Annotated in this window: 26 protein-coding genes; 13 read left to right on the plus strand and 13 right to left on the minus strand. The window is 68.0% G+C overall.

Going from position 1 to position 23466, the window contains the following annotated elements:
- The first annotated feature begins 48 nt into the window (after positions 1–48).
- Positions 49–993, plus strand: a complete 945-nt coding sequence (locus SK854_RS44935) for a beta-ketoacyl-ACP synthase III (RefSeq protein WP_319981309.1) — start codon at positions 49–51, stop codon at positions 991–993.
- Positions 994–1254: 261 nt separating this feature from the next.
- On the opposite strand, the gene SK854_RS44940 is transcribed toward SK854_RS44935, so the two are convergent.
- The 5 genes from SK854_RS44940 to SK854_RS44960 form a co-directional block, all read right to left on the minus strand.
- Complete coding sequence (locus tag SK854_RS44940) at positions 1255–3381, minus strand: fibronectin type III domain-containing protein (protein ID WP_319981310.1); 2127 nt, start codon at positions 3379–3381, stop codon at positions 1255–1257.
- Between the two features lie 319 nt (positions 3382–3700).
- Positions 3701–5080, minus strand: coding sequence for an NAD(P)/FAD-dependent oxidoreductase (locus tag SK854_RS44945; RefSeq protein WP_319981311.1), 1380 nt, complete (start codon positions 5078–5080; stop codon positions 3701–3703).
- Positions 5077–5904: a 4Fe-4S domain-containing protein gene (locus SK854_RS44950; RefSeq protein WP_319981312.1), complete on the minus strand. Its 828-nt coding sequence runs from the start codon at positions 5902–5904 to the stop codon at positions 5077–5079. Before SK854_RS44950 ends, SK854_RS44945 begins: the two co-directional genes overlap by 4 nt.
- 159 nt (positions 5905–6063) lie before the next feature.
- Positions 6064–6774: a DUF4142 domain-containing protein gene (locus SK854_RS44955; protein WP_319981313.1), complete on the minus strand. Its 711-nt coding sequence runs from the start codon at positions 6772–6774 to the stop codon at positions 6064–6066.
- Positions 6775–6843: 69 nt separating this feature from the next.
- The gene (locus SK854_RS44960; protein ID WP_319981314.1) at positions 6844–7437 is read right to left on the minus strand and encodes a COG4315 family predicted lipoprotein; all 594 of its coding nucleotides are present in this window, start codon (positions 7435–7437) and stop codon (positions 6844–6846) included.
- A 115-nt stretch (positions 7438–7552) separates the two neighbouring features.
- Here SK854_RS44960 and SK854_RS44965 point away from each other — a divergent pair, with 115 nt between their 5' ends.
- The 4 genes from SK854_RS44965 to SK854_RS44980 are packed head-to-tail and all read left to right on the plus strand — an operon-like array spanning position 7553 to position 9836.
- Entirely contained in the window at positions 7553–8122 is a 570-nt protein-coding gene (locus SK854_RS44965; protein ID WP_090065093.1) for a sigma-70 family RNA polymerase sigma factor, read from the plus strand.
- Positions 8119–8859 carry an anti-sigma factor family protein gene (locus SK854_RS44970; RefSeq protein WP_319981315.1) on the plus strand — a complete coding sequence of 247 codons (741 nt, stop codon included), beginning with the start codon at positions 8119–8121 and terminating at the stop codon, positions 8857–8859. Before SK854_RS44965 ends, SK854_RS44970 begins: the two co-directional genes overlap by 4 nt.
- 47 nt (positions 8860–8906) lie before the next feature.
- Complete coding sequence (locus SK854_RS44975) at positions 8907–9353, plus strand: hypothetical protein (protein ID WP_319981316.1); 447 nt, start codon at positions 8907–8909, stop codon at positions 9351–9353.
- 12 nt (positions 9354–9365) lie between these two features.
- A complete protein-coding gene (locus tag SK854_RS44980; RefSeq protein ID WP_319981317.1) occupies positions 9366–9836 on the plus strand; it encodes a DUF1232 domain-containing protein in 471 nt (156 codons plus the stop codon).
- On the opposite strand, the gene SK854_RS44985 is transcribed toward SK854_RS44980, so the two are convergent.
- Positions 9771–10256, minus strand: coding sequence for a GNAT family N-acetyltransferase (locus tag SK854_RS44985; RefSeq protein WP_319981443.1), 486 nt, complete (start codon positions 10254–10256; stop codon positions 9771–9773). The two genes, SK854_RS44980 and SK854_RS44985, sit on opposite strands and share 66 nt — an antisense overlap.
- Positions 10257–10321: 65 nt before the next feature.
- Here SK854_RS44985 and SK854_RS44990 point away from each other — a divergent pair, with 65 nt between their 5' ends.
- The 3 genes from SK854_RS44990 to SK854_RS45000 are packed head-to-tail and all read left to right on the plus strand — an operon-like array spanning position 10322 to position 13417.
- Positions 10322–11467 (plus strand): PP2C family protein-serine/threonine phosphatase, encoded by a 1146-nt coding sequence (locus tag SK854_RS44990; protein ID WP_319981318.1) that lies wholly within the window; start codon positions 10322–10324, stop codon positions 11465–11467.
- Entirely contained in the window at positions 11464–12984 is a 1521-nt protein-coding gene (locus SK854_RS44995) for a sensor histidine kinase (protein WP_319981319.1), read from the plus strand. The genes SK854_RS44990 and SK854_RS44995 overlap by 4 nt, the downstream gene beginning before the upstream one ends.
- On the plus strand, positions 12977–13417 hold the full coding sequence (locus SK854_RS45000) for a response regulator (RefSeq protein WP_319981320.1): 441 nt from the start codon (positions 12977–12979) through the stop codon (positions 13415–13417). The genes SK854_RS44995 and SK854_RS45000 overlap by 8 nt, the downstream gene beginning before the upstream one ends.
- Here SK854_RS45000 and SK854_RS45005 read toward each other — a convergent pair.
- From SK854_RS45005 to SK854_RS45025, 5 genes are all read right to left on the minus strand, one after another.
- Complete coding sequence (locus tag SK854_RS45005) at positions 13392–13832, minus strand: ClpX C4-type zinc finger protein (RefSeq protein ID WP_319981321.1); 441 nt, start codon at positions 13830–13832, stop codon at positions 13392–13394. The genes SK854_RS45000 and SK854_RS45005 overlap by 26 nt on opposite strands.
- A gap of 61 nt (positions 13833–13893) precedes the next feature.
- Positions 13894–14043, minus strand: coding sequence for a hypothetical protein (locus SK854_RS45010; RefSeq protein WP_319981322.1), 150 nt, complete (start codon positions 14041–14043; stop codon positions 13894–13896).
- A complete protein-coding gene (locus SK854_RS45015) occupies positions 14040–14765 on the minus strand; it encodes a lysophospholipid acyltransferase family protein (RefSeq protein WP_319981323.1) in 726 nt (241 codons plus the stop codon). The genes SK854_RS45010 and SK854_RS45015 overlap by 4 nt, the downstream gene beginning before the upstream one ends.
- Positions 14762–15766, minus strand: coding sequence for an MBL fold metallo-hydrolase (locus SK854_RS45020; RefSeq protein WP_319981324.1), 1005 nt, complete (start codon positions 15764–15766; stop codon positions 14762–14764). The genes SK854_RS45015 and SK854_RS45020 overlap by 4 nt, the downstream gene beginning before the upstream one ends.
- Positions 15767–15787: 21 nt before the next feature.
- Positions 15788–16057 carry a GNAT family N-acetyltransferase gene (locus tag SK854_RS45025; protein WP_406601903.1) on the minus strand — a complete coding sequence of 90 codons (270 nt, stop codon included), beginning with the start codon at positions 16055–16057 and terminating at the stop codon, positions 15788–15790.
- Between the two features lie 38 nt (positions 16058–16095).
- On the opposite strand from SK854_RS45025, the gene SK854_RS45030 reads away from it, so the two are divergent.
- The 4 genes from SK854_RS45030 to SK854_RS45045 all read left to right on the plus strand — a co-directional run bounded on the left by SK854_RS45030 (position 16096) and on the right by SK854_RS45045 (position 21095).
- On the plus strand, positions 16096–17073 hold the full coding sequence (locus SK854_RS45030; RefSeq protein WP_319981326.1) for an LLM class flavin-dependent oxidoreductase: 978 nt from the start codon (positions 16096–16098) through the stop codon (positions 17071–17073).
- 46 nt (positions 17074–17119) lie between these two features.
- A complete protein-coding gene (locus SK854_RS45035) occupies positions 17120–17605 on the plus strand; it encodes a hypothetical protein (RefSeq protein ID WP_319981327.1) in 486 nt (161 codons plus the stop codon).
- 291 nt (positions 17606–17896) lie between these two features.
- Positions 17897–18583 (plus strand): ABC transporter ATP-binding protein, encoded by a 687-nt coding sequence (locus SK854_RS45040; RefSeq protein ID WP_319981328.1) that lies wholly within the window; start codon positions 17897–17899, stop codon positions 18581–18583.
- Positions 18576–21095, plus strand: coding sequence for an ABC transporter permease (locus tag SK854_RS45045; protein WP_319981329.1), 2520 nt, complete (start codon positions 18576–18578; stop codon positions 21093–21095). The genes SK854_RS45040 and SK854_RS45045 overlap by 8 nt, the downstream gene beginning before the upstream one ends.
- Before the next feature lie 123 nt (positions 21096–21218).
- Here SK854_RS45045 and SK854_RS45050 read toward each other — a convergent pair whose 3' ends face one another.
- Positions 21219–21845 carry a TetR/AcrR family transcriptional regulator gene (locus SK854_RS45050; RefSeq protein WP_319981330.1) on the minus strand — a complete coding sequence of 209 codons (627 nt, stop codon included), beginning with the start codon at positions 21843–21845 and terminating at the stop codon, positions 21219–21221.
- A gap of 54 nt (positions 21846–21899) precedes the next feature.
- Here SK854_RS45050 and SK854_RS45055 point away from each other — a divergent pair, with 54 nt between their 5' ends.
- Positions 21900–22334, plus strand: coding sequence for a VOC family protein (locus SK854_RS45055; RefSeq protein ID WP_319981331.1), 435 nt, complete (start codon positions 21900–21902; stop codon positions 22332–22334).
- 119 nt (positions 22335–22453) lie between these two features.
- Here the strand turns inward: SK854_RS45055 and SK854_RS45060 are convergent, their stop codons facing one another.
- Positions 22454–23293: a dienelactone hydrolase family protein gene (locus tag SK854_RS45060; protein WP_319981332.1), complete on the minus strand. Its 840-nt coding sequence runs from the start codon at positions 23291–23293 to the stop codon at positions 22454–22456.
- Positions 23294–23466: the final 173 nt, after the last annotated feature.

Genomic DNA, 23466 nt, shown 5'->3' on the forward strand with positions numbered 1-23466 from the left:
ATCGGTTGCTATATTCGCCGGGTCGCCTGGCCTGAAGGAGAGTTCACCTTGTCCGGATCCCGTGTGGTCGCGTTCGGCCATCACCAGCCCGAGCGCGTGCTGACCAACGCAGACCTGGAAAAGATGGTGGACACCAACGACGAGTGGATCCGCCAGCGCACCGGCATCGCCACCCGCCGCATCGCCGCCGAGAAGGAGACCGTCGCCGACATGGCCTCCGCGGCGGGCGCGAAGGCACTCGCCGCGTCCGGGCTCGCGCCGTCCGACATCGGGCAGGTCATCGTCGCCACCTGTTCGGCGATCGACCGCTCCCCCTCGACCGCGGCCAGGGTGGCGGCGCACCTGTCGATCCCGTCGGCGGTCGTCTTCGACCTCAACAACGCCTGCGCGGGCTTCTGCACCGCGCTCGCCACCGCCGACCACACGATCCGCGCCGGTGCCGCACAGCACGCGCTGGTCATCGGCGCCGAGAAGATGTCCGACCTGGTGGACTGGACCGACCGCTCCTCGTGCATCCTGCTGGGCGACGGCGCCGGCGCGGCCGTGGTCAGCGCCTCCCCCGACGCCCTCATCAGCCCGGTCACCTGGGGCTCGGACCCGACGCGCAGCGACGCGGTCCGCCTCGTCGACCAGTGGCAGCCCCGGTTCTCCCAGGAGGGCCAGGCCGTCTTCCGCTGGGCCACCAGCGAACTCCCCGCCATCGCCATCCAGGCGTGCGAACGGGCCGGCGTCGCCGTCACGGACCTCGCGGCCGTGGTCACGCACCAGGCCAACCTGCGGATCATCGAGGCGATGACGCGCAAGCTCGGCCTGCGCGAAGGCACCGTGATCGCGCGCGACGTGGTCGAGTCGGGCAACACCTCCGCCGCCTCGGTGCCGCTCGCGCTGTCCAAGATGGCCGAGCGCGGGGAACTCCCGTCCGGTCAGCCCGTCCTGCTGTTCGCCTTCGGTGGCGGGCTGTCGTGGGCGGGTCAGGTGATCACCGCTCCGTGAGAAGGCCAAGCGAGGGCACCGATGGAGCGTGCCGTCGGCGGACTCGTTCGACAGGTCGGCCGTGCAGGTCTGGTCGATGTCGTCCGCGACGCCGACGATCAATCGCATTGTTTTCACGACGGGAAGGTTCGCTTCACCGGACATTGCGGCACAACGCCCAACTCTTCAGTGCGCCGTTCACTTTTCAGTTGTGCGATTCTTCGTGCCATTCGGTGAAGCGGGTCCCGCCGGGGATGCGGGACCCGCTCCTGCCGCTGGTCGCTAGAGCGTGACCGACCAGCTGCTCAGCACGCCGACGTCACCGGGGCCGTTGTCCCCGATCCGCAACGTCCACGTACCGCCCGCGGCCTCCCCTGCCGCCGGGACGACGGTGAACGTCCTGCCGCTGACGAACGGGGTGCACGAGTAGTTGCCTCCCGGCGTCCGCAGCAGCGGATACCAGCGGCCACCCGGCGCCACCAGCGTGACGTTCAGGTCTTCCAGGCAGGTGTGGGTGGCACCGACCTTGACCGTGATCGGGTTCTGGGCCGAGCCGGTGACGGTGGACCGCACCGGGCTGATCGCCGTCTGGAAGTCCCGGATCTGGTAGTCCGTGTCGTTCGTGAACGTCCGGCCGCCCGTGTCACCGGACGACGTGCGGGCGGACACGGCCGGACTGGGCTTCGACTTGTTGCCCGCCGCGTCCCTGGCCTGGACGGTGAACGAGTACGACGTGTCCGCGGTCAGGCCCGTCACGGTCGCCGTGGTGCCCGTGACGGTCGTGGCGAGCGCACTGCCGTTGTAGACCTCGTAGCCCGCGACGCCCACGTTGTCGACGGACGCGTCCCAGGCCAGCGACACGCTGGACGCCGTGACGCCGGTCGACCTGGGGTTTCCCGGCGTCGTGGGCGGTTCGTCGTCCGCCGTGCCCGGCTGGGTGCGCGCGCTGACGGGCGCGCTGGCGGCGGACGCGTTGCCCGCGGCGTCCTTGGCCTTGATCGTGAAGGTGTAGTCGTTGTCCGGCTTGAGGCCGGTGACGGTCGCCGTGGTGCCCGTGACCGTCGTGGCGAGCGCACCGCCGTTGTAGACCTCGTAACCCGTCACGCCGACGTTGTCCGTGGAGGCGTCCCACGCCAGGGACACGCTGGACGAGGTGGTGCTCACGGCACGAGGGGCCCCTGGAGCGGTGGGCGCGGTGGTGTCGCCCGGCCCGCCGGTGACCAGCGTGAGGTTCCACTTCCGCAGGGCCTCGTTGACCGGTTGGAAGATCGACAGGTCGTCGTCGTTGGTCGGGTTCTGCACGCACTGCGACGGACCACCGTCGTGCAGGCCCACGGCCTTGTCGCCGAGCAACCAGCCACCACCGGAGTCACCGCCGAGCGAGCACGCGGTGGTCCAGGTGAGGTCCTCGATGACCAGCCCGCCGCCGTAGTCGACGGACTTGTGCGTGTACTTGACCTCGCCGCACTTCCACTTGGAGGTGTTGCCGGAGTGGCAGACGCGGTCGCCGACCATGGCCTCCACCGAGCCGGTCACGGTGATCGCGGGCTCGCCCCAGGTGTTGACCGCGGCGGACAGGTTCCAGCCGGTCTCGGTCACCGCGACCACGCCCATGTCACCCTCGCGGGCGTTCACGCTGCGGCTGCCGCCGACGTTGGAGGTGCCGATCCGGTTCTGCTGCCCGGACTGCCCGTACGCGGCCTGGTTCGCGTCGTTCGTGCAGTGCCCGGCCGTGAGGAAGTGCTTGGCGCCGTTGGCATCCGTCGCACCGAAGCCGACCGAGCAGTTCGACTCGGACCCCGGCCACCACGGGCTGCCGGTCTGCACGGTCCCGGCCTGCTGGCGTTGCTGGGAGTCCGTCTCGACGACACCGGCTCCGAGCTTCTTCACGTCCCGCAGGAACTTCTCGGTGGCCTGGGTCTTCCTGGTCGTGTTGACCGTGACGCCGACCTGGTTGTTCTTGACGTCGACGCCCCAGCTGTACACGCCGGGCACGCCGTCGCCGATCAGCCCGCGGACCTCGTCGAGCTGCCGGTCGAGGTCGGCCCGGCTCCGCTGGACCTTGGTCGCCTTGACGCCACGCGCGTTCGCCTGGGCCACCGCCTCGTCGGTGGTGACCGCCACGGTCAGCGCGCCCGCCCCGGCGTCGAACCAGTGGCCGGCGAGCTGGTCGAGCAGGGACGGCGGGAGGCTCTTGAACCGCTTGTGCGCCTCGTCCTGGGCGGTGAGCTGGGTGCGTGCCTGCTGGGGCGAGATGCCCAGCGCCTTCGCCACCCCGTTCACGGCGGCGGGCGGTGCACCAGGGGTGTCGGGCTGGGCGGCTTGCGCCGATCCGCCCTGAATGGCCGCGAGAACACCGATCGCGACGACCGGCCCGCACGCGGCGGCGATGATTCTGCGCATTCGCATGGCTGGAACTCCTTCAAGCAGGGTTCCGGAAAAATATGTCCGGAAACCGGCCTGCGGACAGCCACGACCGCGTTTAACAGTTCAGTTCGGCGTATTCGGGGATCAAATTTCCCCGGAAATAGGCCGGTGTGGCGACTCGGGAGCCCGCCGAGCCGCCACACCGTTGGTGACGCACGAGAAGAAGGTTCAGGCCGCCGGTGCGGGAACGAGCGCATCGCCGCGTGACGTCATCGGTCCGCCACCTGGCCACGCGGGCGACGTCGGAGTTCGCCGTTCCCGCTTGCCCTGTACCACCGGCCTGAGCACCTCCTGTACCTGGTTAGGGCCTCGCACGTCCTCCGCCCGAACGCACCATCTCCGGCCTCGACCGCGAATGCCTCCGCCGCTGCAATGGCGGGGACATCGACGACGAGACTGACGGGGGAACCGATGATGCGAGGGCGGCGACCGGTTCGGGAACCGGGATCATGGAGGTCGGGAGAGCTTCCTCGGCGGCGGCAGCGGGTTCTTCCTCCGGCTGCGTCCACACGGGGGTGTTCGTCTCGACCTCGTTCTGCCGGAACAGTTCCGGAGTCTCGGTGATGATCTTGCCCGGCGACTCCAGGCCCACGATGCCGACGAGCTTGCCGTTGGCGATGAAACCCGTGAGGCCGTTCACGTCGGTGGTGTCGGTGCCCAGGACGGGCAGGCCCGCGCCCTGCACCCGCATGCCGTACTGCTCGGTCCAGAACCGTGGCACCGGCGTGTACGTCTTGGCGTGGCTGCGGCCCACCAACAGGTTCTCGGCCGCGGCTCTGCCTCCCTCGACGGCGTTGAGCCAGTGCTCGACGCGGCGCACGGCACCGTTGAAGCGCATGTTGGGCCAGCGGGCCACGTCACCGCAGGCGACCAGGTTCTCGGCGCCGACCACGTGGTTCGTCGAGTCGCACAGCACGCCGTCGGAGATGTCGAGGCCGGAGCCGCGCAGCCAGTCGACGGCCGGCGAGGCGCCGACGGCCAGCACGACGCACGAGGCGAAGAAGACCTGGCCGTCGCTCAGGTGAATGCCGATGCCGCCGGGCTGACGCACCCAGTGCTTGATGCCGACACCGGTGGCGAGGCGGACGCCGTGCTCGACGTGCGCCTCGGTGATCTTCTTGCCGATGTCGTCACCGACGACGCCGCCCAGCAACGCGGGCGAGCGCACGATCAGGGCCACGTCGCGGCCCATGTGACGAATCGAACAGGCGAGCTCGCAGCCGATGAACCCGCCGCCGATGACGGCGACGAGGCCTTGCGACTGACGGATGTTCTTGCGGATCGCGATCGCGTCGTCCAACGTCCGCAGCACGTGCACCCGCGGGTCGTGGCGCGGAGCGCCGCCCATCGCCCTGGCGTCGACGCCGGTGGCGATGATCATGCCGTCGTACTTGATCTCCTCGCCGCCGGGCACCCAGACGGACTGCGTCTTGGGGTCCAGGTGCAGGGCCGGGGAGTTCAGGCGCCACTCGGCGTCGAGGTCACCCGAGAACGACAGCAACGAGTCGTCCGGGGTCCACTCTCCGGTGATCATCTGCTTCGACAGGCAAGGGCGGTGGTACGGGAGGTGCCGCTCGGCGGACAGGATGGTGATCTGCCCGTCGAAACCCATCTCCCGCAGCCGTTCCGCGGAACGGACTCCACCGAGTCCGCCGCCGACGACCACGATCCGTTCGCTCACTTCACTCGCTCCCTGATCTCGATCGCGCGCATCGGGCACGCACGTTGTGCCGCCCGGGCCTGAGCGAAGTGCTCCTCTGGCGGCCGGCGGTTGTAGGTCAGGCGGTTGTCCTCGATCAGCTGGAAGACGTCCGGTGCCTCCGCCTGGCAGGTGCCGTAGCGGTGGCATTTCTCGTTGTTGACGCTCACGTCCATCGCGTCGCCCTCACCGACGCCGGGTTCCTTGCCGCGCTCGGAGTCGAGCATGCCGATGCGCTGAAGCACCTCGGGCGGGAGGAACCGGGCCAGGGCCAGGGTCGCGGTCGGGACGAGGACGGTGAGGCCGGCCAGCCAGAGAACGGACAGGTTGCCGTTCGCGATGGCGCCGAACCAGGAGTGCACCACGGTGATCGTCACCGCGATGTACGCCGTTTGATGGAACCTCAACCACTTGCGGTAGAAGACTTTGTGCCTCATCGAGGCGAGCACGGCGATCGCGAGCATGACCTCCAGGCCGAGGATGCCCAGCGCGTGCCGGAACAGGCCGCCGTCGACGAACGGCAGGACGAGCTTGATGAAGCTGAACGTGCCGATCTGGATCAGTGTGAAGGCGAACGCGTGGATGCAGCCGAACGCGATGGCCAACGAGGCGAGCACCATGTGCCCGTTCTTCAGTCCTTCACGTCCGGTGAGCTTCTCTGCCCACCCGGTCGCGATGAGCACACCCCAGGACAAGGTGGCGCACATCATGACGTAAGCCAGCCTGGCAGACAGCTGAGCCATCTTCTTGACACCCGAGTCGAACTCGGACGACTGGGCCACCAGGAGCGGAATCTGGCTGGACAACAACACTTCCTCCGATAGAGCTTCGCGGGAACCCGCCCGTACCTGCGGTGCAGGAGTGGACACTTCAGGGCCGGGCGGGTGGGAACAGGTCCGCGTTGGAGTGCCTCTGACCTTGGGACACCACCTCCGTTTGCTGCTGTGAAACGGGGTCTTGCGGAATCACCGCACCGGTCGTCGCGGGCGGAGTACTCGGAGCAGGAGCACGGTGAGGACGGCTCCCGCGGCGGTGACCGTGAGGATCACCCACATGTTCGGCCCCTCGTCGGAGGCCAGAGTCGCGTTGATGATGCCGCCGGCCGGCTGGGGCTCCGCGAACGCCGCGTCACCCGCGAGGCCCGAGCTCTCCAGCAGCGTCATGTGCTTCATCACCACGTCGATACCCGCCTGCGCGAACCCGCGGATCACGTCGTTGCGCGTTCCTGAGCGGACCTTCGCGATGAAGGGGAAGATCTGGCCGTGCGCGGCGCGCAACCGGGCGATGAACGCCTGGTCGAACGCGTCGCCTTCGAGCGCGTTGATCTCTTCCATCCACGACTGCTGCGTCGGGTTCGGCACGTCGGGCGTGGTCAGCCCGAACCCGGCGGCCGTCTTCTTCGTCAGCGCGTCCAGCATCATGTGGTCGAGCATGATCATCTTGCCGATCTGCTTGACCCTGGCGTTGGACGCCTTGGTGGCCGTGAGCTCGCCCATGGGCATCTCCCACAGGCCTGCGAGGCGCACCCTGTTGAGCAGTTCGCGGTCGTTCGCGGTCAAAGGTCCGCTCGGGGTGTCCATCACTCCCCCGGTGTCCGCGGGCTGCGCTGCAGCCGTGGCGGAGAGGCCGGAGAAGAGGAACAACATCGCAAAGACGGTGGCGAGGGCTCTGGTCATCGTCTTGTTGTCCTCGTTGTCCAAAGGAAGTCGATAGGGGATGGATGAAAATGCGGCTGAGCAGTGGGCTCAGTAGCCGGGCGCGGCGGGCGGAGGCGCAGATGACGTCTGGCCGGTGCCCGAGGGGGACGTGCTCGGCGTGCTGCTGCTCTTGTTGCTGTTGTTCTGCGCTTTTCCGCCGGTGATCTTGGCGCCGTTGGGGGCGGTGACGAACCACACTCCGCCCTTTGCCTGGCCCTTCATGTCACCGGCGACCTTGTCCTCGGCGTACGTGTACTGCGGCCAGCCCTGGATGGTGAGCTGCTTGGTGCCATCCGGCCTGGTCAGAACACCCATGGAGATCGGGTCGATGCCAGTCGCCATCGGCGTCTTGTCCGCCAGCACCGGCTTCCACGCCTTCGCGCACTCGCCCTCGCAGTTGGACTTGGACGGTTTCGGAACGTCCTTGTCGTAGCGGTAGAGCGGGAGCCCGTCGGCGTCGGTGACGAACCACCCCATCTGCTCGGTGTTCGCGATGAAGTAGTTGTTCATCCCGCTCAGATCAGCAGGTTTCGCCTGCAAGCCACCTGTTGCGGCCCCTCCGGGAGGGGTCTGGGTGCTGCCGCACGCCGTGAGGCTGAGAGCCAGTGCCGCAAGAGCGGTGATGGCCTGTTCACGTCGCATCGGCTGGGGTCCTTTCTCGGCGGGGTACCGAGGAGTACGGACACGATCCGGCAACGGTTCACGAACTTCGTGAGGAATATTTGCCTCTCGACTTGAGACGGTTGATGGGGCAAGGATGTCCACCGTGGCGCGGCATAGACGTCAACGCGAGTTAGACGAACAATCACCAAGACCGGGGTCTCTCGAGGAAGAGTTGATCCGTCGGCTGTACGAGGAATTCGGGAGCGCCCTGCTGGGACACTGCATGAGACTGACGGGCCATGATCGACAGTGGGCCGAGGACATCGTGCAGGAAACCCTGGTCAGGGCATGGCGCAACGCCGAAAAGCTCGAGCGTGACCCCGTGCTCTTGCGGTCGTGGTTGTTCACGGTGGCAAGGCGGTTGGTCATTGACGACAGGCGTAAGAGAAGCGTCCGTCCGCAGGAGTTCGAACTGACCCCTTCGGACGAGTCGCCTTCGGGCAGCGAAGAGGATCGCACCCTCGCGGCGATCGTCGTGGCCGAGGCGATGAACGGTCTCTCCGAGGAACACAGGGAGGCTATTCTCGAGACATATCTGCGGGACCGCACTGTCGGTGAGGCCGCGGCTGCACTGGGTGTGCCGCCGGGAACGGTCAAGTCGAGGGTGTACTACGCGCTCCGTGCGTTGCGGCGTGCGTTGCACGATCGGGGAGAGACGCGGTGACAACGGCACCAGATCACCTCGACGTCGCCGCCTACGTGCTCGGCATCCTCGATGCCGATGAGGTGGAGGCGTTCGAGAACCACCTGACCGAGTGTCGGCGGTGTGCTCTTGACCTGCGCGACTTCGCGGTGGTGCCCGACCTCATCGACGAGGCCGACGCGGGCGGGATGCTGCGCGGGACAGCTCCGGAACGCCCCGACGGCAAGTCGGTGCGGGTCATGCTCGACGCCGTCTCGGCGCGCAGGAAGCGCCGCCGGTGGTTCGTCGCCCAGGGTGTCGCGGCCGCCGCCGCCGGCATCGTGGCGGTGACCGCCGTGGTGACGACGCTCGTAGTGCGCGGCGGGGACGAAGGTTCGAACCAGGCGGCCCCCAACAACACCACGACCACGTCGCAGACTCCGGTGGCGAACAACTCCACGGACTCTTCGATGAAGGTCCAGCAGCAGGATCCGAACAGCGGTGTCTTCACGAAGATCAACGCTTCCGACGAGCCGTGGGGAACCTCGATGGACATCGAGGTCAGCGGCATGACCGGCCCCAGCAGGGGTTCGCTCGTCGCGGTCGGACGCGCGGGTCGCGTCGCCCAGGTCACCTCCTGGTACGCCCCGGAACCGGTGGCGGGCGACAAGAAGACCATCCGGCTGCAGGCGAACGTGGCCATGCGCTGGCACGAGATCGCGACGTTCCGGATCGTCGACGAGAACGGCAAGACCCTGCTCGAAGTCGTGGCTTCCTGACGTTTCGCGACACCAGAGGGCTGCCCCCGCGGGATCCGTGAGATCCTGTGGGGGCAGTTGTCGTTTTCGGGGAGGCTATCTACGTGGCAATTGGCCCGTCAGCGGTCGAACGCTGGCTCGATCTGTCCACAGAGGAACTGCGTGCACAGATCACGAAGCTCGTCGCCGCCCGGCTACCGGATGATCACCCTGTGTGGCATGCGATCCGGCGTCATCAGGCGCTCGTGCCCCGCATTCGCGGCGTCCTGTCCGGACTCGCGGCGACTGCGGCCGGGGGCAAGGACGAAGCCATGCAGAAGGTCTGGATCTCCAAGGCGCGTGCCGCTCTGGACCAGCCCTACGTGGCGCCGGTGAAGGCCGCCCGCAAGCCGGTGGTCAAAGAAGAGCCGGTTGAGGAACCCGAAGCGGTGATCGACCTGCGCGAGCCGGAACCGCAGCAGCTCAAGCAGCCGCACAAGGCCATTCCGACGATGCTCTTCCAGGAACCTAGTTAGGGGTCCGCTCAGATGGTCGTCTTCGGATCGTTCATCTCCCTGGCCGGCTTGCTGATCCTCTTGTTCCGCAACGCCCCGCTGGGCGGCCTGAGTCCCGCGGTGGTCGGCTGGGTGCTGATCCCGCTCGGACTCGTGTTCGCGGTGCTGGGCGTGCTGCGCAACCGCCGCAAACGCGCGCAGAACGGTCCCGGCCCGGTCGGGAACCCGATCCAGCGCGCGAAGGCGTTGCCCCGGCTGTGGAAGACCTGGCGCAGCGGCAAGTACCCGGAGCTGCCGCGCAGCCAGGTGCTGCTGTGGGTGGTGAGTCTGGTCTACCTCGTGTCGCCGATCGACGTCCTGCCGGAGTTCCTTCCGGTGATCGGCGTGACCGACGACGCGGGTGTCCTCGTGTGGCTGCTCAGCAGTCTTTCGATGGCCTCAGGCTCGTACCTGCGCTGGGAGAAGGATCATCGCGACACGCCTCGCGGGATCGAGACCCCGTGAGGCCTCCTCGCGCATGACCCCGGCCAGACCGGGCGAAACGTCCGCGACGGCCTGAAACCCGAGGCGCTCGTAGTACGGCGCGTTCCACGGCACGTCGCGGAACGTCGTGAGCGTCACAGCGCGCTCGGAGCGGGTGACGTGCTCGATCAGCGCCGCGCCGATCCCCTGGCGGGCGTGCGTCGGATGCACGCAGACCTGGTGGACGTGCGTGGCGCCGTCGACGTCGCCGACCGCGATGAACGCCACGGGCACGCCTTCCGCGCCGATGGCGACCCAGACCTCGTGCTCGGCGAGGTCCTCCAGGGACATCGGGTCGTCGTCGGCGATCTCGGGCATGCCGATGTCGCGGAACGGTTCTCCGGAGGCGTTTTCGATCTCCTGGAGGTACGGCAGTTCGGCTGGTTGGGCGAGACGGATCAACACGCCGCACATCCTGGTAGGTCGGACGCGGACCCCGCAGCCCAATAACAGTAAAGTCCGACCCGATGCGAACGAAGACAGTGCGCGTCCTTCTGGTGGAGGACGACGATGGCGACGCCTTGCTCGTCGAGGCGCTGCTCGAAGAGGCGAACGCGCCGTTCGTGCTGGCGCGCGCCCGCACGCTGGCGGAATCCGAACAGCTGCTCGGCGACGCCGAGTGCGTGCTGCTCGACCTGGGCCTGCCCGACGCGACCGGGCTGAACGCGCTGCACCGGCTGCTGAGCAGGCCGAACGCGCCCGCGATCCTGGTGCTGACCGGGCGCGACGACGAACGCGAGGGCATCACCGCGGTCGCGGCCGGCGCGGAGGACTACCTGGTCAAGGGCCAGGTCGACGGCGAACTGCTGCTGCGCGGGGTCCGGTACGCGGTCGAACGCCGCCGTTCCGAGGACGCCCAGCGGCAGCTGCGGGAAGCGAAGCTGCTGGCCGCCGAACGGGCCCGGCTCGAACGCGGCCTGCTCCCTCCCCCGCTGCTGCAGAACTCCGACGTCGACCTGGAGGTCCGCTACCAGCCCGGTGGCCAGCGGATGCTGCTCGGCGGCGACTTCTACGACGCGGTCGGCATGCCGGACGGCACCGTGCACGCGATCATCGGCGACGTCTGCGGCCACGGCCCGGACGAGGCCGCGCTGGGCGTCTGCCTGCGGATCGCGTGGCGTGCGCTGGTCCTTTCCGGCGCACCGCCCGAGAAAGTGCTGCAGACGCTCGACCAGGTGCTGGTCGCGGAACGGCACGGCGAGGGCATCTTCACCACGGCCTGCATGGTCACGGTGGCGCCGGACCGGCGTTCGGCGCGCTACTTCCTCGCCGGGCACCCCGAGCCGTTGCTGATGGTGGGCGACCGGATCGTGGACCTGCCGCAGTCGAAGATCGGCGTGCCGCTCGGCGTGCTGCCCGACTACGCGTGGACCGGCGTGGACGTGCCGCTGCCGTCCGGCTGGTCGATCGCCTGCTACACGGATGGATTGATCGAAGGCCGGGTACCTGACGACATCGACCGGCTCGGCGTGGAACGCCTGTGCGACATCCTGCACGAGCACCTGCGGAACGGCCCGAACTGGATGGACTCCGTCATCGCGGAGGTGACGGAGCTCAACGGAGGCGCGCTCGATGACGACGTGGCCATTCTGCTGCTGAAGGACGGTAAGTGAATCTCCCGCAGAGGATGCCGGCGAGCCGCCTGCTCGGCGTGATCGCGGCGGTCCTGCTCGCCATGACCGCGGTCGCGATCTCGTCCACGGTGGTCGCGCTGGACGCGCTGGGCGACACGCGGTCGCGGTCGGTCGACCAGATCGAGCCCGCCGCACGCCGCGCCCAGACCCTGAACCGCTCGCTGCTCGACCAGGAAACCGGTGTGCGCGGTTTCACCCTCACCGGGCAGGACAGCTTCCTCAAGCCGTATCTGGACGGTCAGGAGACCCAGACGGGAGCCACCAACGAGGTGCGCAACCTCGTCGGCGACGTCAACGGCCGGGTCAGCCGCATCGAGGACCTGGCGCGGCGGTGGCGCTCTGAGTACGCGGACCCGACGATCGCCGCGATCAAGCAGTCCGGCCCCGACGCCGGGATCGCCGGCGACATCGAGCTGGGCAAGAGGTTGTTCGACCAGCTGCGGGTGGAGACAGCGGCGCTGCAGAGCGACATCGGCGCGCTCGCCCGGCAGGCCCGCGCGGATCTCGACGACGCGGCGAAGGTGGTGCTGTGGCTGGTGATCGGCATGGGTGTGCTGCTGGTCGCGGTGATCGGCGGCCTCTCGCTGCTGCTGCACCGCCTGCTGATCGCACCGCTCGCGAACCTCGCCGACCACACCCGGCAGGTCGCCTCCGGCGACTTCGAGCACGAGATCGACGCCGACGGTCCACGCGAGACGGTCATGCTCGGCGAGGACGTGAACCAGATGCGCCGCCGGATCGTGCAGGAGCTCGAGACGCTCGCGGAGGCGAAGTCCGAGCTGCAGCGGTCGAACTCCGAGCTGGAGCAGTTCGCCTACGTCGCCTCGCACGACCTGCAGGAGCCGCTGCGCAAGGTGGCGTCGTTCTGCCAGCTGCTGCAACGCCGCTACGGCGGCCAGCTCGACGAACGCGCAGACCAGTACATCGAGTTCGCGGTCGACGGCGCGAAGCGGATGCAGGTGCTGATCAACGACCTGCTGGCGTTCTCCCGCGTCGGCCGGATGTCCCGCGAGCAGACGGTGATCGACCTCAACGAGCTCGTGCGCCACGTCGTGGACAGCTTCTCCGACCGCGTCGAGGAGTCCGGGGCCCGGCTCGAGATCGCGGAACTCCCCTCCGTACGAGGTGAGGCGTCTCTGCTCAGCGCGGTGTTCCAGAACCTGATAAGCAATGCGTTGAAGTTCAAGGGCGCCGAGGCGCCGGTGATCGCCGTCGACGTCGAACGCGACGACGAGATGTGGAAGTTCACGGTGCGGGACAACGGCATCGGGATCGAGCCGGAGTACGCTGACCGGATCTTCGTCATCTTCCAGCGCCTGCACCCGAAGGACGCCTATCCGGGCACGGGCATCGGACTGGCGATGTGTCGCAAGATCGTCGAGTTCCACGGCGGCACGATCCGGCTGAAGACCGATGTGGACTCCGGTACCTGCTTCGAGTTCACCCTGCCCGTAGTCGCGGAAGTCGCCGCCGAGCTTGAGGAAGTACATGTCTGAGTCACCACTGACCGTGATCGACGTCCTGCTCGTCGAGGACGACCCCGGCGACGCCCTGATGACGCAGGAGGCGTTCGAGCACCACAAGATCCGCAACTCGCTGCACATCGTCAAGGACGGTGTGGAGGCGCTGGAGTTCCTGCGGCGCGAGGGCCAGTACAAGGACGCGCCCCGGCCGGGTCTGATCCTGCTGGACCTCAACCTGCCCCGCAAGGACGGCCGCGAGGTGCTCAGCGAGGTCAAGAACGACGCCGAGCTGCGTTCGATCCCCGTCGTCGTGCTGACGACCTCGGAGGCCGAGGAGGACATCCTGCGCAGCTACAGCCTCTACGCCAACGCCTACGTCACCAAGCCGGTGGACTTCGACAGGTTCATCGAGGTCGTCCGTCAGATCGACGACTTCTTCGTCACCGTGGTGAAGCTGCCCCGCTGATCACAGCGGCGCTGAAGTCCAGGCAGGATCGGCAGATCTGCGCCTCGGCTCCCTCGTGGACCGGTTTGGTCTCGCTGCAGAACGAGCAGTGGCCGACCTCGGCGACCTGAGCCGCGGTGACGCACATGTCGCAGATCAGCGCGACCGGCCCGGCCATCAACTTGTCGACCTCGTCGCCGGAACGCGCACAGAACCAGCAGCGCTCGGTGCGCCTGGACTGCTCCACGATCTGATGCACGCGCTGATGGCTCATCTTCAGCGCCTCGGCGATCTCGCGCATCGACCCGCCGGCGCGGTGCAGCCTCAGCACGGAGTGGTGGTAGATGGCCTTGGCGATGTCGGCCTGGTTCTGAGCAGCGGCGGAGGCGGTACCCGCCGTCCGCGCCGCCCTCAGCAGTTCTTCGTCCAGAGTCATGGCGTCTACGTTAACTAGACGCGTCTAGTACGTCTAGACGCCGTCCAGGGGAACTAGACACTCAGTCGACGCTGCGCACGATCACGGGTTCTTCACCGGCCTGCACGACCCACTGCTGGGGCTCGCGCGGTTCAGGGACGACCGGCGCCCAGATCCCCGTCCCACCGGGACGACGCTGCCTGCGTAACTCGAATTCCTCTCGCGTGGTCATGCACCAGGGCTACCCGCCTGAGCGGAACGTATGCCTGAAAGCATCGTCGTGATGGCCGCCATGACCCGTCGCGTGGCCTCGGCCAGCACCTCGGCGGTGAGATCGAGGTCGTACAGGTCCGACAGGTCGACCGGTGCTCCCGCGACGACCTCGATCCTTTTGCGCGGCAACAACCTCGGAAGGATCTTGCCCTTCGGCAACAGGTCCTGCGTCCCCCACTCGGCCACCGGCACGACCGGGACGCGCGATTCGAGGGCCATCCGCGCCACCCCGGACTTGCCCTTCATCGGCCAGTTCTCGGGATCGTCGGTGAAGGTGCCCTCGGGGAACACCATCACGCACTCCCCGTCGCGCAGCGCCTCCACAGCGGGCCTCAGCGCCTCTGAGGCCTTCACGGTGCCCCGCTCGACCGGGATGTGCCCACCGGAGCGCATGACCCAGCCGACGACCGGCATGCGCCACAGGGAGGCCTTCGCGAGCACGCGCGGCACCCGGTTCGACATCAATGCGAACACCACGGCCGCCACCGTGTCCGCATTGGACAGGTGGTTGAACGCGAGGATCACGCCGCCGTTGCCCGGCACGTGCTGCCTGCCGCGCACCCTGAGGCGCACGAACAGCACGACAACGGGCCACAGCACGTCGATCGCCAGCGAGAACCAGAATCCCCTGCCCCTGCGGGGCATCTTCCAGGTCCAGGCGGCCAGCTCAAGCGGTGTCACACGTGGTATTCGAGCACGCCGGCGTTCAGAGTTCGGGTCAATTCGCCACGTTCGACGAGAACGTCGAGGTGCGCGGCCGTCTCGCCGATGGCCAGCACCTGGTTGAACATGTCGAGATCGTCGAACCGGCGCTGCCGGCGGGTCCAGCCGATCTTGCGGGCGGTCTCGAACGCGCTGCCCGCCACGGCACGGAGGATCTCCTCCAGGCGCTGCTCGTGGAACTGCAGCAGCTCGTCGACGCGTTCGTGCGAGCTGTCGGTCACCGGCCCGTGCGCGGGCAACAGCTTGAGGTCCGGCAGCTCACGGGTGAGCCGCAGCGACGTCATGTAGTCGCCGAGCGGGAGTTCGGGCCGGAGCGGCTCGAAACCGATCGACGGCGTGATGTGCGGGAGCACGTGGTCGCCGGAGAACAGCACCTTCGCGGTGTGGTCGACGAACACGACGTGCCCGCGGGTGTGGCCGGGCGTCGGGATGACCTCGAGTTCGCGGTGTTCGAGGCCGACCGTGCTGCGGACGAGCCACTCGTCCGGCTCCTCGTAGTCGCGCAGGGCCTCGCCGCGGTCGACGTGGTGCATGATCTTGATCCACGTCTCGGCCAGCTCCGCGGCACCCCACTTGCGCAGGTCGCCGACGTGCTGGTCGTCCTGGCCGTGCAGCATGTGCCGCAGCGACGGCTGCTCGCCGAGGCCCAGCGCGATCTTGTTGCCGAACGTCCTGCGCAGCGACACGGCCATCGTGAAGTGGTCGCGGTGCACGTGCGTGATGAGGAACTTCCTGATGTCCTCGAAGCCCTTGTCCAGCGTGCCGAGGGCGGCTTCGAGCTGGTCGCGGGCCTCGTCCAGCGCCCAGCCGGAGTCGACCAGGACGAGGCCGTCGCCGTCCTCGATCGCGTAGACGTTGACCGCGCGCAGCCCGTCGTTCGGCAGCGGCAGCGGAATCCGGTGCACCCCTGGTGCGACCTCGAACGCGCCCGGCTCACTCCACACGCTCGCCCACCTCATTGTTAGCGACAGCAACTATCCTTACCGGATAGTAACCCGGTATTCCGGATGCTTGTCGATGTACTTCGCCACGAACGGGCACAACGGGGAAATCTTGACATCACGGGCAAGCGCGTCGTCGAGCGCGTACTTCGCGAGCTGGGCGCCGAGGCCCTGACCGGCGTAGGCCTCGTCGACCTCGGTGTGCACGAGAGCGATGACCTCACCGATGACCCTGTACTCCAGGAACCCGGCCAGCGCACCGTCGACGTGGACTTCGTAGCGGCTCTCGGCCTCGTTGTTGGTGACCACATCAACCATCTTGCCTCGGACGATGGAAAATGGCCCGCATGGACGTCTACCTGCTCATCCTGGGTGACCACCTGCCCAACCCGTGCACCGGGCAGGAGGTGCCGCAGGCGGACCGGCTGCGGGCGATGGTCGAGCAGGCGGTGGTGGCCGAGGAAGCCGGGTTCGCGGGCGTCGCCATCGGTGAGCACCACTTCACCCGCTACATCGTGTCCGCTCCCGAACTGCTGCTGGCGGCCGTGGCCGCGCGCACGTCGACGTTGCGACTCTCCACCGGCGTGACGCTGCTGGCCCACCGCGACCCCGTGCTGGTGGCCGAGGCGCTGGCGACGCTCGACGTGCTGTCGAACGGCCGCGCCGAACTGATCGTGGCGCGCGGGGTCGACAAGGAGACCGACGCTGCGTTCGGCGTGCAGCCGGGCGAGCTGCGAGCGCGGTTCGAGGAGCACCTGCGGTTGCTGCTCAAGCTGCTGGAGGAGCCGTCGGTGAGCTGGGACGGGCGGTTCCGGGGGCAGCTGAGCGACGTGACGACGACGCCCCGCCCGGTGCAGACGCCGCGGCCGACGGTGTGGATCGGGTCGGGGTCGGCGGTGTCCGCGGATCTGGGCGCCGAACTGGAGATGCCGCTGATGCTGCCGTCGACGTTGCGGGATCCGTCGATCTACCTGGAGGTCGTGCAGCGATACCGGGAGCACTTCCCCGCCGGACGGGTCGGCGTGCCCAGTCACGTGTTCGTGTCGCGGGAGGACGCGCGGGAACGGTGGCGGCCGCACCTGGCCGAGTACGCGCGGTTCGCGGATCCGTGGCGCGGGGACGGCGACATCGATGTCGACGCGATCATGGACGGCTCGGCGGTGTGCGGCACGCCGGACGAGGTGGCGTCGCGGCTCAACGCGTTGGCGGAGCACCTGTCCATCGACACGCACCTGGTGATGGTGGACATCGGCGGCATGCCGCACGAGTCGGTCATCGAGACGATCCGGTTGTTCGGCGCGGAAGTGCTTCCGAAACTTGTTTAACGCGAGCGGTGCCAAGGGTTAACACGAGCTCGGCAGGATTGACGGCGTGGGCATCACCGTCATCGGCATCACGCATCCTGGGCAGGTCGGGGCTCTCCCCGGCGGCACGAACGTGCTGGTGCTGGCCGACGACGGCACGTACGCCGACGAGTTCCTCGACACCGACTTCGGCGCGCATCAGCTGGTGGTGCGTGCCCACGGGCGTGGGTCGGCGTTCTTCGGGGTGGCGGACAAAGCCCGTGAGTTGGGTGCGGATCGGATCCTCTTCGGTGGCGTGCACGACACCGCCGCCTCTTTCGCCACCGGAGAGGATCCCGTGCTGGTGCTCGGCGTGCGACCGCCGGGTGGCCCGATCGCGATCAACGCGGCGTTCGCCGAGTGGATGGACCGCTGGCCGAGGCCGGCGCGCGCCTACCACGGTGACGTGGACCACTGGCTCGCCGAGAACGCGTTGAGGGAAGGCCTCCGCGTGGAATTGGTTTCATGGCTGATGGAACCGACCGTCCCCTTGCGACGGAAGTTGACGGCCTAGTAATCCGAAGGCTGAAGACACTGCGGCAGCAGTGAAATAACGTTTCCTCCAAGCAACCGCATGGCTACGTGGCGCAGCTGAGAGTTCTCTCAGCGTGGTGACTCGGGCGGGGGCACCGGGGTTAATCTCAGGGTCTATCTCAGTGGAAGACCTGACCCTTCGGTGTGCCCGTGTCGCCGAAGATGGTGCGCACGAAAGCCCACAGGAGGGGACAGACAAGTGAGCGCGTCCGATGGAGTCGCGGCCAGAGCCGTCGACGTTTGGAAGTCTTATGGGTCCGGCGACGCTGCCGTGACCGCGCTCGCGGGGGTGAGCGTCGACCTGGAGAAGTCCAGGTTCACCGCGATCATGGGCCCGTCGGGGTCGGGCAAGTCGACGTTGATGCACTGCCTCGCGGGGCTGGACGACGTCACGAGCGGTGAGGTGTGGGTCGGTGACACCTTGGTCACCGGGTTGAAGGACCGCGGTCTCACGGAGCTCCGGCGGGACAAGGTCGGTTTCATCTTCCAGCAGTTCAACCTGCTGCCGACTCTGACCGCGGAGGAGAACATCACGCTGCCGCTCGCCATCGGCGGCAAGAAGGTCGACAAGGCGTGGTTCGACGTCGTCGTCGACACGGTCGGTCTGCGCGACCGGCTCACGCACCGGCCGACGCAGTTGTCGGGTGGCCAGCAGCAGCGCGTGGCGTGCGCCCGTGCGTTGGTGTCGCGCCCTGATGTCGTGTTCGCGGACGAACCGACCGGCAACCTGGACTCGCAGTCCGGCGCCGAGGTGCTCGGGTTCCTGCAGCGCTCCGCCCGCGAGTTCGGGCAGACGATCGTGATGGTGACGCACGACCCGAACGCCGCCTCGTACGCCGACCGCGTCATCTTCCTCAAGGACGGCCACATCGTCCGCGAGCTGCTGTCGCCGTCGGCCGAAGAGGTTCTCGACACGATGAAGCACCTCGACTCAGTTGTCGCGGTGCCGCATGTTTAAGGCGACTCTCAAGAGCCTGCTGTCGCGCAAGCTCCGCCTGGTGCTGTCCGCACTCGCGGTGGTGCTGGGCGTGATGTTCGTGTCCGGTTCGTTCGTTCTGACCGACACGCTCCAGCGTTCGTTCACCGACCTGTTCTCGTCGGCCTTCGCCAACGTGGACGTCTCGGTGTCGCCGAAGGCGGAGAAGGGCAAGCAGCCGGAACCGCTGACGCCGCAGGCGATCTCCGACGTGAAGTCGGTGCCGGGCGTGGCGTCGGCCGTCGGTGACGTGCAGGGGTCCGCGCGGCCGATCGGCAAGAACGGCAAGGTCATCACCACGTCGGGCTCGCCCCGGTTCGGTTTCAACTGGACGGGCACCGGCCAGGAGAAGATCCGCGAGGGCAAGGCGCCTGCCGCCGACGACGAGGTCGTCCTGGGCGGCTATCTCGCGACGACCGGTGGTTTCAAGGTCGGCGACGACATCGCGCTGCTCACGCTGGAACCCAAGAAGACCTTCAAGGTCACCGGAATCTACGAGTACGCGGGCGGCCGCGACTCGCTGGGCGGCGAGCTGTCGGTGGCGTTCACCGAGCCGGTCGCGCAGCAGTTGTTGCTGGGCAAGAAGGACGTGTTCTCCGGCATCACCGTCACCGCGGCCCAGGGCACCACGGATGACGCGCTGCGGGACGCCGTCGCGGCCAAGCTCGGCTCCGGCTACGACGTCAAGACCGGTGCGGTGCTGGCGAAGGAGCAGGCCGACCAGATCAACGAGGGCCTGAAGTTCTTCAACTACGTGCTGCTCGGGTTCGCCGGCATCGCGTTGTTCGTCGGCATCTTCATCATCCTCAACACGTTCTCCATCATCGTCGCCCAGCGCACGCGGGAACTGGCGCTGCTGCGGTCGATGGGCGCCTCCCGCGGCCAGGTCATCGGGTCCGTGGTGCTGGAAGCGCTGGTGATCGGCCTGATCGCGTCGATCGTCGGTCTCGGGGCAGGGATCGGCATCGGTGCGTTGCTGGCGAAGATCTTCAGCTCGGTGGGCGGCACCAACCTGCAGCTCGCGGGCATCGGCGTGCCGTCGTCGGCGATCATCTCGTCGTTCGCGGTGGGCATGATCGTCACCGTGATCGCGGCCGTCATGCCGGCGCTGCGGGCGTCGCGGATCGCACCGGTCGCGGCGATGCGCGAGGCGGCCACGCCGGACCGGCCGCTCACGAAGATCACGATCACCGGTGCACTGGTGGCCGCCGCGGGTGGCACGTCGCTGGCGTTCGGCTTCAACCAGGCCTCGCTGCCGCTGATCTTCGGCGGCATCCTCGTGGCGTTCGTCGGTGTCGCACTGCTGACGCCGATCCTGTCGCGGCCGATGGTGTCGCTGATCGGCCGCCTGCTGTCGTGGTCGATGCCGGGTCTGCTGGGACGCCGCAACTCCGCGCGCAACCCGCGCCGCACCGCGATCACCGCGGCCGCGCTGATGGTCGGCATCTCGCTGATCACGGGCGTGAGCGTCGTGCTGACGTCGGCGACCAAGTCGATCGAGAAGCTGGCCTCCGGTCAGCTGCAGACCGACCTGATCATCTCCGGCGAGGGTCAGATGGAGGGCCAGCCCGCGACGTTCAGGCGGGACGTCCTGACCCAGATCGAGAAGACCGACGGCGTCAAGTCGGCGGTCGGCTGGTCGCAGGACGGCGTGCTGCAGGGCGAGGACCAGTTGTTCGCGGTCGGGGTCACGGACATGCCCGCGCTGGCGACGATGTTCGCGCTCAAACCGAAGTCCGGGGACATCGCGCCGCTCAAGGACGACCAGGTCGCGCTGCCGGAGGAGCTGGCGGCCGAGAAGGGCTGGTCGATCGGCAGCAAGGTCACGCTGCAGCTGGCCAAGGGCGAGCCGAAGGACTTCACCGTCGGCTTCATCTGGGTCAAGTCACAGGTGCTGCAGGGCGCGCTCGTGCTGCCGGAGTCGGCGAGCAAGAGCTTCCGGTCGGACCAGATCGCCCAGGCGTTCGTCCAGGTCTCGCCGGGCGTGTCCGCGGCGGACGTGCAGAAGCGCGTCGAACCGCTGTTCGCGGACAACCCGGAGATCACGGTCCAGGACCGCAGCGCGTTCGTGAAGCAGACGACCTCGCAGTTCGACACGGTCCTGCTGATGATCCAGATCCTGCTGGCACTGGCGATCCTGATCGCCGTCCTCGGCGTCATCAACACCCTGGCGCTGTCGGTGATCGAACGGACCCGCGAGCTGGGTCTGCTGCGGGCCGTCGGCATGCGGCGGTCGCAGGTGATGCGGATGATCACCGTCGAGTCGGTGGTGATCTCGGTGTTCGGCGCGGTGCTCGGCCTCGCGGTCGGTCTCGCCCTGGGCGTCGCGACCGTGCAGGCGCTGAAGGACCAGGGCATCTCGGAGATCGGGCTGCCCTGGATGACCATGGTCCAGTACCTGGTGGTGGCGGCGTTCGTCGGCGTGATCGCGGCGATCCTGCCGGCGATCCGGGCCGCGCGTCTGAACGTGCTGGACGCGATCGCGTACGAGTAGGCAGAAAGAAGGGGCTGTGCCACGCCGTCGGTCGTGGCACAGCCCCGAAGTCAGGCCGTTGAAGCCGCCCCGCCGGTCGCTTGGGCAACTCCCGCCCGTACTGGCTGCTCGTGCAGAGCACTGCTACTCGTTCACAAGCCTGGTCCAGGTTTCGACCAGCCACGACTCGTACCGCTCGATCGACAGGTCCGTGGTCCTGGCGAGCAGCAGGTAGGTATCGGCCTGACCGAGCACCGCACCGGTCTCCGCGACCCAGTCCACGTTCTCCTCTGACATCAGGCCATCGGCGGCAAGCTTCCGGAAGAAGCCGCCGATGGCCTGATGTGTCTGCGTGCGGGCCGCCTGCGCGCGTTCGGCGATCTCGGGTTCGATCGCCTCGGCCTGCTGCGCCACCTTCAGCAACGCCCCGGTGCGCTCCATGAGCTGCGCGCCGATCCTGGCCATCCGCGCGATCCGCTCCTCCGCCGTCGGCGCGTTCATCGCCTGCTGGAACCAGTCGCGGTCCGGTACGGCCACGCGGTGGTAGTCGCCCGCGATCGCCACGTCGAGACAGCGCTGGAGCAGGGCCGCCTTGCCGTCGAACCGCACGTACACCGTGCGCGCCCCCACGCCGGCGCGTTTCGCCACGTCGGTCAACGTCGTGGCGACGTAGCCGTGTTCGGTGAACAGCTCGGTCGCCGCCTCGATGATCCGGACCTCGGTGTCCGCACGACGCGCCGCTCGCAAATCCCTGTTGACGTCCTCTGCCACATGTTGCAGTCTAACTGCATAAGTGCAGCCTCACTGCAATCAGGAGGTCACGAAATGAGCGACGCGCCACTGCTGGAGGGCATCCACCACCTCAAACTGCCGGTCTCCGACCTGGAGAAGTCACTGGCCTGGTACCAGGACCACCTCGGCTACCTGCCCGTCATGCACTTCGTCGAGGAGGGCGTCCTGATGGGTGTCGCCCTGGCGCATCCCAACGGCGGGCCCGGCTTCGCGATCCGCCTCAACCCGGAGAAGGCCGTCGCGGCGGCCGGGTTCGACTACTTCGCCATCGGCGTGCCGGGAGAGGAGGCGATCAACGCGCTCGCGGCGCACCTCGCCGCGCAGGGCGTCGCGCACGCAGGCGTGATGCGGACACAGGTCGGCTGGCTGTTGTCCGGCGTCACCGACCCGGACGGCTACGACATCCGCTTCTACACGGTTCCTCTGGAGATCCCGGAGGGCGCCGGGCTGATGGTGAGACAGACGTGATCGAAGCGCTGCGCCAGGCCGTCGCACACTGGCACAACGCTTCGATCAGCCTGTGAAGCCGCCCCGGCGGTCGCTTGGCAACTCCCTCGCTGTACTGGGCTACTCGTTCAAGACACTGTTCATGCGTGGGGGCAGGTGTCGCGGTAAGCCGAGATGAGCGTGTTCGGTGCGGGGGCCGGACACAGGAACTGGTCGTAGCGCACGTCGTCGTCCACGAAGCGCTTGAGCCACGACAGCGTGTACTTCCGCACCGTCACGTTGTCGCTGCGAGGCGCCGAGTGGTCGCCGCCGCGCAGTTCGAGGAACGCCTTGTCCGGCGCGGCCGTGATCGAGTTGTAGAACGGCGTGGAGTGCTGGGAGTTGGGCGCGGTGGGGTCGTTCTGGCCGCCGAGCACCAGGGTCGGCACCTGGACCGTCGACCAGCTCTTGGTGGTGTGCCAGCCGGCCATCGGGATCGAGGCCTGCAGGGCGGGACGGGTCGCGGAGGCGCGCAACGCTCCCCCGCCGCCCATGGAGTGGCCCATCACGGCGAGGCGCGAGGCGTCGACGCGCGGGTTGGTGCGGACCACGTAGTCGAGCGCCGCCAGCAACTGGCGGCCCCGGCTGTCGGGGTCGTCGAAGCCGGACAGGGTGTTGATGGTGATCACGACGAACCCGTAGGACGCCAGGCGCGGGCCGAAGTGCGCGACGGACGTCTGGGTGGCGGTGAAGCCGGGTGAGACGGCGACCGCGCCGAACGTGAGATCGCTGGTCGGGGTGTAGACCGTGCCACCGCCGAAGTTCGACTGGCGGGCCACGGCCGCGGACGTCACGGCGAAGGTGCCGCGAGAGGCCTCGACCGTTGCGGCCGTGGGTGCGGGGCCGCGTTCGTAGGGGTTGGCCGCCGCGGTGGCGACGGCAGGGGTGGCGACTGGGACCAGCGCCAGGGTGAGTGCCGCAAGCACGACTTTGATGCGCACGACGATGACACCTCGATTGGTTGCAGGGTAACCAAAAACCGACGGCGAGGCTCACGCTACCGCCCAGTAGCCTGCCGGGGATTCGGCCACATGGATGGTTACGGGGACGTTTCGACGCTGTTCGACAGAATGTTTCCCAGGACCGGCTCGTCACCCAGCGCAGCGGACCGGGA

This window comes from Lentzea sokolovensis, assembly GCF_033949975.1.
GTDB classification, from domain to species: domain Bacteria; phylum Actinomycetota; class Actinomycetes; order Mycobacteriales; family Pseudonocardiaceae; genus Lentzea; species Lentzea sokolovensis.

Bases quoted from the DNA above. Each gene is read 5' to 3' on its own strand.
- SK854_RS44940 (WP_319981310.1), bottom strand. From the start codon at position 3,381: ATGCGAATGCGCAGAATCATCGCCGCCGCGTGCGGGCCGGTCGTCGCG.
- SK854_RS44955 (WP_319981313.1), bottom strand. From the start codon at position 6,774: ATGACCAGAGCCCTCGCCACCGTCTTTGCGATGTTGTTCCTCTTCTCC.
- SK854_RS44960 (WP_319981314.1), bottom strand. From the start codon at position 7,437: ATGCGACGTGAACAGGCCATCACCGCTCTTGCGGCACTGGCTCTCAGC.
- SK854_RS44965 (WP_090065093.1), top strand. From the start codon at position 7,553: ATGTCCACCGTGGCGCGGCATAGACGTCAACGCGAGTTAGACGAACAA.
- SK854_RS44980 (WP_319981317.1), top strand. From the start codon at position 9,366: ATGGTCGTCTTCGGATCGTTCATCTCCCTGGCCGGCTTGCTGATCCTC.
- SK854_RS44990 (WP_319981318.1), top strand. From the start codon at position 10,322: ATGCGAACGAAGACAGTGCGCGTCCTTCTGGTGGAGGACGACGATGGC.
- SK854_RS45000 (WP_319981320.1), top strand. From the start codon at position 12,977: ATGTCTGAGTCACCACTGACCGTGATCGACGTCCTGCTCGTCGAGGAC.
- SK854_RS45005 (WP_319981321.1), bottom strand. From the start codon at position 13,832: ATGACTCTGGACGAAGAACTGCTGAGGGCGGCGCGGACGGCGGGTACC.
- SK854_RS45010 (WP_319981322.1), bottom strand. From the start codon at position 14,043: ATGACCACGCGAGAGGAATTCGAGTTACGCAGGCAGCGTCGTCCCGGT.
- SK854_RS45020 (WP_319981324.1), bottom strand. From the start codon at position 15,766: ATGAGGTGGGCGAGCGTGTGGAGTGAGCCGGGCGCGTTCGAGGTCGCA.
- SK854_RS45030 (WP_319981326.1), top strand. From the start codon at position 16,096: ATGGACGTCTACCTGCTCATCCTGGGTGACCACCTGCCCAACCCGTGC.
- SK854_RS45045 (WP_319981329.1), top strand. From the start codon at position 18,576: ATGTTTAAGGCGACTCTCAAGAGCCTGCTGTCGCGCAAGCTCCGCCTG.
- SK854_RS45055 (WP_319981331.1), top strand. From the start codon at position 21,900: ATGAGCGACGCGCCACTGCTGGAGGGCATCCACCACCTCAAACTGCCG.